Here is a 13,968-nt window from a genome sequence, read left to right on the forward strand (position 1 = left end):
ATCTTTGCTGTTGCTTCCATTAATCTGATAAGGCATCACACAGGCTCCGGCGGTGACAGGTAACAAGATGACCTGACGCCGGCGCCTTTTATTTCACCCTTATTCGGTGCGTGTGATGGTTACCTTGAGCACAGGGTTGTCGAACCTGTGTGACGCGTGCAGCACTGAGTCGGCCAAACCATCGTCCTGGCTGATAACACCCGGATGCACGTGAACCCGGTTCACATCGTCCCGCGCGGCGTTAAAACCTTCGCCGCCATCAGCAGGGCCGGGGATAGTGCCTTTGGCTTCGGAGTTGGCCTCGGTACCTGCATCGTATGCCATCAGTCTCAGGCTCTTGCTGGCGCCATTTTCCATGGACTCGATATCCATGGCGTTGAAACCACTGAAGGCATCATTGGTATTAACCAGCATGGTCAGCAGCGACAGGGCATCCACCTTATCTTCTGCGAGTGTGAGCGTGAGGGTTTCACTCATGCCCGGCGGCAAAATGCCTGTGCCGCGCACCAGGGTATCAACACCGCTGATGGCATCGAATCCGCTACTGTCGCCACCTTCGGCCAGTTGCTCCAGCGCTACGCTGGCACTTTCACCTATTTGCCACAGTGCTGTGTCATCATCATGACTGACAAGCGCCAGCGGCGACATCGGCTGATTGGCAGTGAGGTTGGTGACTGTAACTTCAAAGCTCTTCATCACCACTGGAGGCGGCGCAGGTGGCTCCGGCGGCGGTGGTGGCAGATTGTCACTGTCGGAGCAGGCTCCCAGCCCCAACAGGGCAAGCGCCAGCAGGCTGGTTTTCATGGGAAGCTTATTCATCTTGAGCCTCCTTATTTCACAGTGACAACCACGCGGGCTACGGGGTTGAGCCAGCGGTGGATACGGCTGTCGAGATCAGAGGCGCCGCCATTGGGGTCGGTGTCACCCAGCACGCCGGGGTGGATATGCACCTTGTCATTGGTTGAGCCGTCGGCCACGCCGGTACCGTTGCTGCCGCCATCACCGCCGGGTGCAGCCGGAATACCCGGTTGGCCCGGAGCGCCTGCGCCGTTGATGATTTCATCGTTGGCTTCGGTACCGGCATCGTAGGCGTTCAGGTACAGGGTGTAGGTGCCAGGCTCGGTGGGAATAGGCCAGCTATCCAGGCCGATAAAGGCATCGTTGGTGGGCAGCACCATGGCGACCACACTCAGGTGGGTTTGGCTGCCGCTGTCCATCATGACGCCGGATACGCTGCTACCAGCGGCCATCAGGCCAGCGGCGGGGTTTTGTACTGTGACGCCACCGGCGCCTTCGACCAGAGTAACCAGCTCGTCGATAGCGCCGCCTTCGGCCATTTTTTGCAGCGCCGCAGTGGCCATTTCGCCACTTTGGAACAGGTGCATATCAGCGCCATGGGCGGCAATCAGCACCGGAGTAAAGTGGTTGCCGTGGGTGAGATTGGTAATGCTGATGTCCAATTCGGCGGCGTTGCCGACAAAGGGCAGGGCAGCGGCAAGCAGGGCGCCTGCGGGCAAAATTTTGTGGGCCATGGTGTCTCTCCTTTTGGTGATTGATGGAGAAAGCATCCCGCGAGAATTTCACCCAAATATCGCCGAAATATCACAAAAAAATCACTGCGGGCACTTCTTCGTGCCAAATGCTGCGCTATATCAAGGCATGCTGATGTGCTTTTGGGCAACCTGCGAAAGTTTTTGCCTTGGAAGGCTCAGGACTGGTTTCGGTGCGTCTGCAAATAGGGTATGTTTCGACGCGCTTATGCAGTACCCGTGGTCACCCTCGATTCATGGGATATACACAGCCGTGGTTTATGATGCACATTGGCAAGAAGTTTTTGGTTTTTATCGCTGCTTTCTGTATACCGGCAATATTGCTGGTGTATTGGGGTATGGGTCTTTGGTTTGAACGCAAAGCCACCTCGCTGCTGGAGCAATCCATTGCTCAGGAGCTTGTCAGCATTGAAGAGCAATATCAGCGCAGTGTTTGGCGCCAATTGCAGCTGAGCCACATATATGCAGGGCCGCTGAGCAGTCTCTCTCCGGAAGCTCAGGCGAGTATGGATTCTGCCTGGCATGAACGCACCCATGCCCTGGGTCTGCATTTTTACCGCTATTCTGATGCCGGGCTAATTTCCCTCGGCCAAAGCGGCGATTCTCTGTTATCCCCCGATATTATCTCCGCGCTGGTGCAAGGCAGCGACGATGTCGCAGTGGCCCTTCTACTGGACTCGGGTCCTCACCTGTTAACTGCCATCACACAGGGCGACTCCCGTGTTTTGGTGTCCCGCAGCCTGCCAGAGGAAGAGCTTACCCGCCTCGGCCAGTCAGGTTTTGTCGAACGAATTCGGCTGCTGGAGTCGGGTGCTGCCGGTAAATATCAAATCCCGGTTGCCGGTATTGGCGCTGGTCGATTGGTACTCGATGTCAGTTTCGGAGTGCGTGATTTTCATAAATTGGCCATTCAGCCCGACAGGGTGGTAGTGGGTATCTTACTGACGGGCATATTGTTGCTTGCCCTTGGTTATCTGTGGATCCGCCGCAGCTTGGTGGTGCCGCTCAATGGACTTATGTCTCAGCTTGGCAACATGGACCCCAGTGCCAGTCGTTATCTTCCCCTCAGTGCCGATGGCTGTGCCGAAGTGCGGCATTTCTCCCGGGTCAGCAATAAGTTACTGGCCGAAATCTTTGCCCAAAAAGAACAGGCCAGGGTGATTCTGGAAGGCATTGCCGATGCGGTTATTCTCACCGATACCAAGGGTGATGTGCTTTACCTCAACCCGCCAGCCTGCCGCTTGCTTGGTGGACAAGCCCCCGATTTTACCACTAAACCCATCAGCGACATTCTGGGTATTAAACCGGCGCTGCTGCACACCTTTTTGAAAGGGCAGGGTCAGGCATGCAAACAAGTCTCCCTGCGTTTTTCTGGCAGGTTATTGCAATGCACTCTGAGCCCGATTGATGACCATCAGCACAAGCGTACCGGTGCCTTGTTGGCGTTGCGGGATGTCACCGCTGAGGAGCGCCTCAAGGCTGAGCTCAGGCGTCAGGCAGAAGAAGATGCGGTAACCGGATTGCCCAACAGAACCACCTTCGAGGCCCGAATGAAGCGACTTGCGTCGGGGCACGACACCGTGGCCCTGTGCTATCTCGACCTCGAGCAATTTAAAATCATCAACGATAGCTGTGGTCATCTCGAGGGCGACCGCATGTTGTGTATGGTGGCGAAAGCCTTCCAATCCTGTTTGGCACCCGGTGAATTATTGGGGCGTGTCGGTGGGGATGAGTTTGGCATTTTACTGTTGGAGCGCAGCGCCCATGAGGTCGCCCTGTTGCTCAAAACGCTGCAGCAAAAATTGGCTATGCAGGTGCTCGAGAGTCAGGGACAGTGTTATCGGGTCGGTGTCAGTATTGGGGTGGCGTTTGCCCGGGCGCCGTTGCCGCCCGTGGCCGAGCTGTTCAAAGATGCCGATATTGCCTGCGTGGCGGCCAAGCAAAAAGGCAGCAACCAAATTCATTTTTACGACGATAAAGACAAAGAGCTGAATTATCAGCGTAATGCTCCCAAATGGGCACTGCGCATTGCCAAAGCCATCCACAACAGGGAGCTGGAGCTTTATTTTCAGCCCATACATTCGCTCCATGGCCGCAGCCTGCGCAAGCGGATGGAAATCCTTCTCAGGATCCGTGAGAGTAATGGCCGCATCTTGCCGCCGGCACAATTTATTGCTTCGGCGGAGCGCTTTAAGCTGATGCCTGAAGTGGACAAGGCTGTGGTAGCCATGGCCATGGAGTGGCTGGCTGCACACCCCGAACTTTGGCACGACCATTGTCTTTCCATCAATTTGTCGGGCAATAGTCTGGGCGTGGAGGGCATGGAGTCCTATATCGTGGGACAGCTTAAGCGAAATGGCATCCCGCCTGCCTGTATCTGTTTTGAAATCACTGAAACCACGGCAATTCAAAATCGCCAAAGGGCGCTGGATATGCTCAGGAGTCTTCGAAAACAGGGGTTTGCCTTTGCTATTGACGACTTCGGCAGCGGCTTCGCATCCTATGGTTATCTGCGGGAATTGCCGGTGGATTATGTGAAAATCGACGGCTGCTTTGTTCGCCAACTGGCCAGCAATGCCAAGGATTATGCCATCGTGAAGTCCATCCATGATGTGTGCAGCGTGATGGGGATAGAAACCGTGGCGGAGTTTGTGGAAAGCCAGGACATCATGGAGCGCCTTGAAGAAATCGGCATTAATTATGCGCAGGGGTATGCCGTGGGGCGCCCGAAACCCCTGGTAGACTACGCCCCATTTCCGTTGCGGCAACCGGCTTAAGATTGCAAGTCAGCAGGGATTGTGACAGTGTAACTCTCTGTAAAATTGGAAAATCTTAATTCGGGGGAACTATGGATGGCCTGATGGACAAGGTGGTGATTTTAACCGGGGCTTCGGAAGGCATTGGCCGGGCTTTGGCTAGGGAGCTGGCCAGGCTTGGCTGCCATCTGGTACTCACCGCCCGCAGCGAAACCCGGCTGCAGTCGCTGGCGCTGGAGTTGGCACAGGAACAGGGAGCACAGGCTGATGTCCTTGTTCACAGCGCTGACCTTACCCATGCGCATGAATGTCGTGAGCTCATCGATGTCTGTATAGCCCGCTTTGGCCGTTTGGATATTCTTATCAACAACGCCGGTATGACCATGTGGTCACGTTTCGATGAGCTGGAAGATCTCGCCATTCTTGAACAGATCATGGCTGTGAATTACCTCGCTCCGGCGCGCCTCACCCATATGGCCCTGCCGCATTTGAAACAAAGCCGGGGGCAGGTCGTGGCCATTGCCTCGGTGGCAGGCCTGACAGGCGTGCCTACCCGCAGTGGTTATGCGGCTTCCAAGCATGCCGTGATGGGCTTTTTCGACTCCCTCAGAATAGAGCTTGCCGACGATGACGTGGCCGTCACCGTGATTTGCCCCGACTTTGTGGTATCGCAAATCCATAAGCGCGCGCTGGATGGCAAAGGCAATCCCCTCGGCACCACCCCAATGAAGGAAGACAAGATAATGTCGGCCGAAGCCTGTGCGGCGGCCATGGCGCCTGCCATCGCCTGTCGCGAGCGCTTGCTTATCATGTCCCGCCGTGGCCGTCTCGGTCGTTGGGTGCGTCTGCTGTGGCCTTCGCTGATTGATAAGCTGGCCAGAAAGGCGATAGCCGGCGGGCATTGAGGTTACTCAGGCCTGTAAACACGGTTGAGTTACCCATTAAAAAACGCCCCGAAGGGCGTTTTTTTGTTTTACAAACTGCAACTTGCCGGTGAGCTGCCATCGCGCCACTGGGTGGTGGCATCTGAGAGTGACAGCGGCAGGAAGCTCAGGCCTTCACTCATATTGGCTGGCGGCAGGTCGGTCTCCAGCACATACATGCCCATCGGCAGACTGCCTTTGGTGGCATTGGCCTGCGCCTGAGTGGCGGCGAGGCTTGAGTAGCGCAGCCCCAGCATGTCGAAGTGGCTCTGCCAGTTGATGCCGGTGAGCTTGCTTAACGACACCAGCATAAAGTCGTTGCCCGGAATATCCCGCACCTTCTTGCCCGCGTAAACGCTGTGGCCTTCGAAGGGGAACAGGCCAAAACCGAGACGGTCTTTATTGGCATCCCAATCGGCCTGATTGCCGCTTAAGGCGCCAAAGATGCGCTGGTGCTGGTACAGCAGGGTGAAGATATTGAAACCATTGGCCAGACGGGTGCCATCGGCCAGCTGCATGCCGTGGCTGCGCAGCGCCATCTGGATGTAAAACGCCATCCGATAGCCGTTGTGCACCGCATAGTTGTTGCTCTTCCATGGGGCTTCATAGCGGTCGCTGCCCGCATCCAGTACCTTGCAGTTGGCGCCAAGCACCACCCGGTTGCCGCTGCTGTCTTTCACGCTGGCGGCGTCCGACATAAACACATAAAACAAATCTTTATGGTTCATATGGCCATCGGTGATAGGCGTGGTGTTGCCGTCACGCAGATAGTGAGCCTGCCATTTCACCACGTAGGGGAAGATATTGTTGGAGTTTTCCCCGGCGCGGCTGCCGTAACCGGCCCAGTTGTCTACGTCGCCTGCGGCGGCATATTGCACATTGAGGCGGTTGGTTTGCAGGTTGTGGCCAAGCTCGTGGTTATCGCCCCAGCCGGTCGGGCTGATGTTCCAGGCCGCATCCCAGGGGTTGCCGCTGCAACCGGCGCCGCAGTGGGCGTTCTGGTCGTAGTTGGCGTGCTGGATGATTTTGCGGGTGTGCAGGGCTTCATCCAGGCACTCGCTGCCAAGTAGATTCACACAGGCGGCTTTCACATCGGCAGGCAGAGATTCAGCCAGGGTTTTGCCCTGAATTTTAAAGCCGGCCAGGGTGTAAACCGCATTGATATGATCTTCCGAGATGCTTTTCAGCAGCGCATTCACATCGGCCACGGCGCCGCCAATGGCATTGGTAAAGCGGTCACGGCGCATATGCTGCTCGGCGCCATCGGTACGCAGATCCACATGGGGCAGCTCGGTCTGGCTCAGGCGCTCATTAAAGGCGGTGATTTGGCTGTCATCGCTGAAATTCATGATGGCCGGATGACGGGTTACGCCGCTGGCGCTGATGTCTGTGCTCAGGGCTTCACCGCTGCCACCCAGATACAGGTACAGAGGTCCGCCATAGGGACTTGAAAAGCTGATGCTTTCGCCCTTTTCCAGTCGCAGGCGCTGGGTGGCCAGCTCCAGTGGTGCCCGGTACACCTTTTGCTCGAAGGCGCGGTTGGTGTTGCGTCTGTGGTAGTTGAGTTTGATTTCCACCCGTGCATCGCTGTTATCCAGTCGATTCAGGGTCACAGTTTGCCCCGGCAGCACATACCAGCCGGTGGTGGTCCACTGGTTAGGGTAGGGCACGCCTATGGTCTTGCGCTCGGTGACTGTGGCCGGATGGGCATAGCTGGCGTTGCTGCCCTTGGCGAGATTGCTGCGGTCAGTCACGTACTCACCCAGATCGGGCTGGGGTTTATTATCTGTGCGGGCATAGTTCACCAGCCAGTCGGCGAACATGGCTTGCTGCCAGTTTTGCTGCTCTTCCCAGGCGATGGGGTAGTCGATGGCAGCGCGGTATTTGTCGGCAAGCAGCACGGCGGCATGCAGGGTGTCGGCGCCATTCAGTGACAAGGCATCCTGGCCCATATTATCGAGCGTGACGGCTGCGCCTCGAAGCCAGTCGGCACCGGCTTTGAAGGCATCAACAAAGCCAGCCTCATCACAGGAGAGGAAGTTGCCGCCACAGTTGGCCAGCAGCGCGGTATCGAAGTTACCGGCGCCGAGGTTGGCCAGCAGACGGTCGACCGCTGCCAGATTGGCATCGCTGGCGCGGATGTCGCTCACGGCCAGATTGTCGGCGTTGAGTTTTGACCAATAGTTGCCATAGGTCACCAGCCCCATTTGCTGGTACAGCGGGCTGAGCATGGGGCTGGCTTCACGCCAGTAGTTGGACAGCAGCAGCGGGATCCCCGTTGCTTTGGCTTTGGCGACGGCCGCGGCTATGCCCTCATGGCCAAGGGATTGGCGGTCGATGTCCGACAGGATAATCAGGTCGGGCTTGAGGTTATCTATGCAAGTCGATAACGCATTGTAATCACAGCTGTTGGCGTCGTTGATGCTGTGGGCATTGGCATAGTTATTGGTCAGCCAGGTGCGAATCCCTTCGTTATGGGGGAAGTACCAGCTGTCGGCGCGGCTTGGCATTTGCGCCGTGACTATGCTGAGGCCATTGGTTTGGTCGGCGCCCCTGGTGAGCCAGCCGATGAGGCGTTTGAGCAGCATATCGGTGTCGCTTGAGGTGCTGACCGAAAACAGGTTTGCTGCCATGGCGGCGCTGCGGTACTCACCCTCTTCTGACACCATCACCAGACCTCGATTGGCGCTGTTGCCACCGCCATCTTTATTGGCGGGCAGTAAGGTGTGGGTGCGTTCAGGCAGGAAACTGGTGAAGGTGATGGAGTCGTGGCTCGGGTGCCAGCTGATTTGGGAAATGCCCTGATATAGGGAGTCGACCAGCGCCTTACGGGAGCCTTCGGCCGCAGCGACGGCATCTCTTGCGTGGCTGATAAGCTCATCATCGGTGGCCAGGCTGTGGTCGCGGTGGCGAATGGCATTGGCGGCATTGGTGATAAAGCTGGCACTGACGGTGCAATCCGCACCCATGGCAGCCGTGGTGTAGTTGCTGCCCGACAAGGTGCCGCCACAACCCTCAATGGTATCCAGGATAAAGCCGCTGCTTGGAGTTACAGTAAAGCTACCCTGTTTACCTGCTTCAATGCTGAGACTGGCGGGAGACAGCTGGCCGCCGCTGCTGCTTTGGGCTTTGGCGGTGTACAGGGTTGCAGCGGGTGGCGTGGTGCCACCATCACCGTCGGAAGAACCACCTCCTCCGCAGCCATAGAGGGCCAGGCTCAGGGCGGTGAATATCAGGGTATTTCGCATGGCCACTGTGTTTCTCATGGGTATTCCTTGTGGGTTTTTTGTACTGTTTTTGTGCGGGCATTATAACCTTTCCCTCTTGGCTTTAAAGAATTTAGTTTAATAAATTCATTGCGTTACAGAATGGTGTCTTTGACGTTCGTCAAAATGCAGGCACAAAAAAGCCGGCGTATGCCGGCTTTCTCAAGGACGGGTATTTACTGCTGTTCGCGGGCAATGGCGCGATAGCCAATGTCGGTGCGGAAGTACACGTCATCCCAGTGGATTTCATCCACCAGCGCATAAGCGGCTTTTTGCGCTTCGGTCACGCTGTTGCCAAGGGCTGTGGCGCACAGGACGCGGCCACCGTTGGTGACGACGCGGCCATCGACCATCTTGGTACCGGCGTGGAACACCTTGGCATCGTTGTTACCAAGGGACAGCCCCTCAATCACGTCGCCCTTGCGGTAGTCATCGGGATAACCACCGGCGGCCAGCACCACACCTACGGCGGCGCGGCTGTCGTACTCGGCGGTGACTTTATCCAGCTCACCGCGGCAGGCTGCCAGACACAGCTCAACCAGATCAGACTTCAGACGCATCATGATGGGCTGAGTCTCCGGGTCGCCGAAGCGGCAGTTGTATTCCAGCACCTTGGCCTGACCCTGTGGGTCAACCATCAGACCGGCATACAGGAAGCCGGTGTAGACATTGCCCTCGGCAGCCATGCCATCCACGGTTGGGCGAATGACGTTGGCCATCACCCAGTCGTGTACGTCCTGAGTCACCACAGGGGCTGGTGAGTAAGCGCCCATGCCACCGGTGTTGGGGCCGTGGTCGGCGTTATCGCGGGCCTTGTGATCCTGGCTGGTGGCCATCGGCAGAATGTTTTTGCCATCGACCATCACGATAAAGCTGGCTTCTTCGCCCCTGAGGAACTCTTCCACCACCACGCGGGAACCGGCTTCACCGAACTTGTTGCCAGCCAGCATATCGTCGATGGCGGCATCGGCTTCGGCCTGATCCTGAGCGATGATCACGCCCTTACCTGCGGCCAGACCATCGGCCTTGATCACCACTGGGAAACCTGTCTTGGCGGCAAGCTCGGCCACAAAGGCTTTGGCGGGTGGGATTTCGGTGAAGTTCTGATAATCCGCCGTTGGGATCTGATGGCGGGCCAGGAAGTCCTTGGTGAAGGCCTTGGAGCCTTCCAGCTGAGCGGCACCCTGGGTTGGACCAAAGATGGTCAGGCCTTCGGCGCGAAACGCATCAACCACACCAATCACCAGCGGCGCTTCGGGGCCAACTATGGTCAGGGCGATATTGCTTTCTTTGGCAAAGGCCAGCAGCGCAGGGATGTCGGTGGCATCAATCGCCACGTTTTCCACCTTGGGCTCGAGGCTGCTGCCGGCGTTGCCGGGGGCCACAAATACGGTATTTACGTCGGCATTCTGAGCGGCTTTCCAGGCCAGGGCGTGTTCGCGGCCACCACTGCCAATTACGAGAATATTCATCTGCTTATTCCTTAAATCTTGAATGCGAAAGGCAGCCCTAAGGCTGCCTCAATCTTATCAGTGGCGGAAGTGGCGCATGTTGGTGAACACCATGGCCATGCCGTGCTCGTCGGCGGCGGCAATCACTTCCTCGTCGCGGATAGAACCGCCGGGCTGGATGATGCAGCTGATCCCGGCAGCCGCTGCGGCGTCGATACCGTCGCGGAATGGGAAGAAGGCGTCAGACGCCATCACAGAGCCCTCAACCACCAGACCTTCATCGGCGGCTTTGATGCCGGCAATCTTGGCACTGTAAACGCGGCTCATCTGGCCTGCGCCCACGCCAATGGTCATGCCTTCTTTGGCATAAACGATGGCGTTGGATTTAACGAACTTGGCTACTTTCCAGCAGAACATCAGATCTTTGAGTTCAGCTTCTGTCGGTACGCGCTTGGTCACGACTTTAAGCTCAGCCTCGGTCACCATGCCCTGATCGCGGTCCTGAATGAGCAGACCACCGTTTACTCGCTTGTAGTCCAGACCCTTGGTCTGCTCGGTCCACTGACCGCACTCCAGCAGGCGTACGTTGGTTTTCTTGGCAACCACGTCGCGGGCAGCCTGGCTCACCACGGGGGCGATGATCACTTCCACGAACTGACGCTCAACGATGGCAGCGGCGGTGTCGCCGTCCAGCTCGCGGTTAAAGGCGATGATGCCACCGAAAGCAGACGTTGGGTCGGTCTTGTAGGCGCGGTTGTAGGCGTCCAGCAGGTTGTCGCCCAAGGCCACACCACAGGGGTTGGCGTGCTTGACGATAACGCAGGCAGGGGCGTCGAATTCTTTTACGCACTCAAGGGCGGCATCTGTGTCGGCGATGTTGTTGTAAGACAGGGCCTTACCCTGAAGCTGAGTGGCGGTGGCCACAGAGGCCTCGTCGCTGTTCAAATCCACGTAGAAGGCAGCGCTCTGGTGGCTGTTTTCGCCGTAACGCAGGTCCTGCTTCTTCACCAGCTGGGTGTTGAAGGTGCGTGGGAATTTGGAGTCGTCGTGGCACTCGTCGCTGCTGTGAGCAGGCACCATGGTGCCGAAGTAGTTGGCAATCATGCCATCGTAAGCAGCAGTGTGCTCAAAGGCGGCAATGGCCAGGTCGAAACGGGTAGCGTGGGTGGTAGAGCCGCCGTTGGCGCTCATTTCGGCCAGCACGCGGTCGTAGTCTTTGGCGTTAACCACAATCACCACGTCTTTGTGGTTCTTGGCGGCAGCGCGCACCATGGTAGGACCGCCGATATCGATGTTCTCGATGGCGTCTTCCAGGGTACAGCCAGGCTTGGCAACGGTAGCGGCAAAGGGATACAGGTTAACGGCAACCAGATCGATAGGACCAATGTTGTTGGCAGCCATTACATCTTCGTCCTGGCCGCGACGCGCCAGAATGCCACCATGCACCTTGGGATGCAGGGTCTTGACCCGACCGTCCATGATCTCAGGGTGACCTGTGTAGTCAGAAACTTCGATCACAGGTACGCCGTTATCGGCCAGCAGCTTGGCAGTGCCACCGGTGGACAGAAGTTCTACGCCCTGTGCATGCAGTGCCTGGGCAAACTCGAGGATACCTGTTTTATCGGACACGCTCAGCAGCGCGCGGCGAATGGGTCTGGCATTATTCATTTTGGGTACAGTTTTCCGCTGTTAAGGGTTCAAGGATCTTTCGGAAAACAAAACAACATCAAGGTTTTATTTTCCAAAAGCCCCTCGCGTTCCCCTTACGCGAGTTTATTTGTCTGCCAAGACACCTTTTTATGGGCGCGTATTCTACCGTAAAACGCTGCCCGGCGCTGTTTTTTCTGCGTGATTTCACAATATCGTTCTGCGAACGACACACAAGGCAATACAGACCCTTGACCTTGGATTAAACTCCAAGGTTTATACTGGCGCCATTGTTGAAATTCGGAATAGACACATGTATCGCATTGGTGAGTTGGCCAGCCTCTGTGAGGTGAAAGCCGATACCTTGAGGTTTTACGAAAAGCACGGTTTGCTGGCGCCCTCAATGCGCAGCGATTCGGGCTACCGGCTTTACAGCCAGGGAGATGCCGCCCGGCTCAAGTTTATTTTACGTGCCAAGGCGGTGGGCTTTAGCCTGAATGAAATCACCGAGCTCTTGTCCATTGAGCTTAATAAGGCCGAGTGGGCCTGCGCCGATGTGAAGGGCATGGTGGATGACAAGCTCGAGCAGGTGAGTGCCAAAATCGCTGAGCTGACGGTGTTTCGCGATTCTTTACAGCGTTTGTCAGACGCCTGCTGCGGCGGCCCCGAAAGCGCCGAACACTGCTCCATTTTGGAAGCCTTGGAAACCAATCATCAGGTGCGCCCGGAACATCACGGCAGCGCGCAGCATAAGGATGATGACTCATGTTGTTGAATAACTTTCTCCACTTGTTTTTGGAATCGGCCCCCTGGCTGCTGCTGGGGCTGTTTTTGGCCGGTATGCTGAAAATGTTTGTGCCCATGGCGTGGATGCAAAAGCAGCTCGGTGGCCACGGCTTTAAGGCCACGGTGAAGGCGGCGCTGCTGGGCGCGCCCTTGCCGCTGTGCTCCTGCGGGGTTATTCCGGCGGCCGTTGGCCTTCGGCGCAGCGGCGCCTCCAAGGCGGCCACCACCTCGTTTTTGGTCTCCACTCCTGAGACAGGCGTCGATTCAGTGACCGTCTCCTATGTGCTGCTAGGCCCCTTTATGGCCATAGTGCGCCCCATTGCCGCCGTGACCAGCGCCATAGTGGCAGGGCTGCTGGTCGGCCGCGATGAAGATGAGCCGGATAACAGATCCCAATCCACAGAAGCATCGTCTGAAACGCAGTCTGAAAAGCCAATGGCCCAGACCGCCAAGCCTGCAATGAGCTTCAAACCGGTTGCGGCAGACAGCCCACTGATGACCCCCACCGGCGCCAAGCTGTCGGGGGCGCCTGCGGTGAGTTTCAAACCAGTTACCGAAAAAACAGCGGCAAAGACTGGCGCCAGCTGCTGCTCCGGCAAAGCCGAAGCTGAGTCCAAGCCCGAACCCATACAGGGAGCCTGCTGCACGCCAAAGGCGGTTGCGGCTTCTTGTTGCGACGCCAAGCCCGCCGTTGAAACGGCCTCCTGTTGCAGCCCCAAGGTCGCGGTGCCCGAGGCACAAAGCTGCTGCGCTTCTTCATCCACACCCACAGCCAAATCTGCCGATGCGGGCTGCTGCGGCAGCACGCAACAGCATGCTCACACGGCGGATAAGCCTGCCTCTGTGATTGCGCGGATATGGGACGGGCTGGTGTATGCCTCAACCGACCTGGTGCGCGATACCGCCATCTGGCTGCTGATTGGTCTTTTCTTTGCCGCCTTGGTGCAAACCTATGTACCGGCAGACTTTTTGGCTCAATGGGGCAATGGCATTCTCGCTATGCTGGTGATGGTAGTGGTGTCCATTCCCATGTATATCTGCGCCACGGCATCGACCCCGATTGCGGCCGGTTTGCTGCTGGCCGGTGTCTCACCCGGGGCTGTGCTGGTATTTATGATGGCAGGCCCTGCCACCAATATCGCAACCCTGGGGGTAGTGACCAAGGAGCTGGGTAAGCGGGCGCTGTTTGGCTACCTCGGCGGTGTGCTGGGTGTGGCCCTGGTGTTTGGTGTGCTGGTGAACTATCTGGTGGCGACCTTCGGCTTTGAAGTGGCGCCGCAGATTGGTGAAGAGCATGCCATGCTGCCAGACTGGCTGGTGGCCTCATCCGGGCTGCTGCTCGCTTTCCTGATGGGCCGGGTGCTGTGGCAAAAGCTGCCGCGCAAACAGAAAACCGGCAGCTGCTGCAGCTAAGGTTCACGGCACAGCATTAACAGGCCCCGCACCAGCGGGGCCTTTTTATTGGCGTTGATGCCATGAAGGCGAGGTTGAACTTGCCGTTGGTTATTGTATTTGTTTACAAAATAGACTTGTCTTCCCGGCATTGGCGTTGAATGATGTGGAAGTTCCTGCGGTAACGGACTGACCTT

Annotated in this window: 9 protein-coding genes; 4 read left to right on the top strand and 5 right to left on the bottom strand. The window is 57.2% G+C overall.

What is annotated here, in order from left to right:
- Positions 1-99: 99 nt before the first annotated feature.
- Together K0H63_RS02090 and K0H63_RS02095 are read right to left on the bottom strand one after the other, a co-directional pair.
- Positions 100-819 carry a spondin domain-containing protein gene (locus K0H63_RS02090; RefSeq protein ID WP_220066502.1) on the bottom strand — a complete coding sequence of 240 codons (720 nt, stop codon included), beginning with the start codon at positions 817-819 and terminating at the stop codon, positions 100-102.
- Positions 820-830: 11 nt separating this feature from the next.
- Positions 831-1,532: a spondin domain-containing protein gene (locus K0H63_RS02095; protein ID WP_220066503.1), complete on the bottom strand. Its 702-nt coding sequence runs from the start codon at positions 1,530-1,532 to the stop codon at positions 831-833.
- 278 nt (positions 1,533-1,810) lie between these two features.
- Between K0H63_RS02095 and K0H63_RS02100 the strand changes: the two genes are divergently transcribed.
- Together K0H63_RS02100 and K0H63_RS02105 are read left to right on the top strand one after the other, a co-directional pair.
- Entirely contained in the window at positions 1,811-4,327 is a 2,517-nt protein-coding gene (locus K0H63_RS02100) for a putative bifunctional diguanylate cyclase/phosphodiesterase (protein ID WP_258405635.1), read from the top strand.
- A gap of 71 nt (positions 4,328-4,398) precedes the next feature.
- The gene (locus K0H63_RS02105) at positions 4,399-5,211 is read left to right on the top strand and encodes an SDR family oxidoreductase (RefSeq protein WP_220066504.1); all 813 of its coding nucleotides are present in this window, start codon (positions 4,399-4,401) and stop codon (positions 5,209-5,211) included.
- Positions 5,212-5,279: 68 nt separating this feature from the next.
- Here the strand turns inward: K0H63_RS02105 and K0H63_RS02110 are convergent, their stop codons facing one another.
- The 3 genes from K0H63_RS02110 to purH all read right to left on the bottom strand — a co-directional run bounded on the left by K0H63_RS02110 (position 5,280) and on the right by purH (position 11,614).
- Positions 5,280-8,477 (bottom strand): ImpA family metalloprotease, encoded by a 3,198-nt coding sequence (locus K0H63_RS02110; RefSeq protein ID WP_220067782.1) that lies wholly within the window; start codon positions 8,475-8,477, stop codon positions 5,280-5,282.
- A 194-nt stretch (positions 8,478-8,671) separates the two neighbouring features.
- Positions 8,672-9,967 carry a phosphoribosylamine--glycine ligase gene (purD, locus tag K0H63_RS02115; RefSeq protein ID WP_220066505.1) on the bottom strand — a complete coding sequence of 432 codons (1,296 nt, stop codon included), beginning with the start codon at positions 9,965-9,967 and terminating at the stop codon, positions 8,672-8,674.
- A 57-nt stretch (positions 9,968-10,024) separates the two neighbouring features.
- A complete protein-coding gene (gene purH / locus K0H63_RS02120; RefSeq protein ID WP_220066506.1) occupies positions 10,025-11,614 on the bottom strand; it encodes a bifunctional phosphoribosylaminoimidazolecarboxamide formyltransferase/IMP cyclohydrolase in 1,590 nt (529 codons plus the stop codon).
- Between the two features lie 292 nt (positions 11,615-11,906).
- Between purH and zntR the strand changes: the two genes are divergently transcribed.
- On the top strand, positions 11,907-12,368 hold the full coding sequence (gene zntR, locus K0H63_RS02125; protein WP_220066507.1) for a Zn(2+)-responsive transcriptional regulator: 462 nt from the start codon (positions 11,907-11,909) through the stop codon (positions 12,366-12,368).
- Entirely contained in the window at positions 12,359-13,792 is a 1,434-nt protein-coding gene (locus K0H63_RS02130; RefSeq protein ID WP_220066508.1) for an SO_0444 family Cu/Zn efflux transporter, read from the top strand. Before zntR ends, K0H63_RS02130 begins: the two co-directional genes overlap by 10 nt.
- Positions 13,793-13,968 lie beyond the last annotated feature (176 nt).

It is taken from the genome of Shewanella zhangzhouensis (genome assembly GCF_019457615.1).
Lineage (GTDB): Bacteria > Pseudomonadota > Gammaproteobacteria > Enterobacterales > Shewanellaceae > Shewanella > Shewanella zhangzhouensis.

Coding starts and splice junctions, on each gene's coding strand:
- K0H63_RS02130 (WP_220066508.1), top strand. CDS start 12,359: ATGTTGTTGAATAACTTTCTCCACTTGTTTTTGGAATCGGCCCCCTGG.
- purH (WP_220066506.1), bottom strand. CDS start 11,614: ATGAATAATGCCAGACCCATTCGCCGCGCGCTGCTGAGCGTGTCCGAT.
- K0H63_RS02105 (WP_220066504.1), top strand. CDS start 4,399: ATGGATGGCCTGATGGACAAGGTGGTGATTTTAACCGGGGCTTCGGAA.
- K0H63_RS02110 (WP_220067782.1), bottom strand. CDS start 8,477: ATGCGAAATACCCTGATATTCACCGCCCTGAGCCTGGCCCTCTATGGC.
- purD (WP_220066505.1), bottom strand. CDS start 9,967: ATGAATATTCTCGTAATTGGCAGTGGTGGCCGCGAACACGCCCTGGCC.
- zntR (WP_220066507.1), top strand. CDS start 11,907: ATGTATCGCATTGGTGAGTTGGCCAGCCTCTGTGAGGTGAAAGCCGAT.
- K0H63_RS02095 (WP_220066503.1), bottom strand. CDS start 1,532: ATGGCCCACAAAATTTTGCCCGCAGGCGCCCTGCTTGCCGCTGCCCTG.
- K0H63_RS02090 (WP_220066502.1), bottom strand. CDS start 819: ATGAATAAGCTTCCCATGAAAACCAGCCTGCTGGCGCTTGCCCTGTTG.
- K0H63_RS02100 (WP_258405635.1), top strand. CDS start 1,811: ATGATGCACATTGGCAAGAAGTTTTTGGTTTTTATCGCTGCTTTCTGT.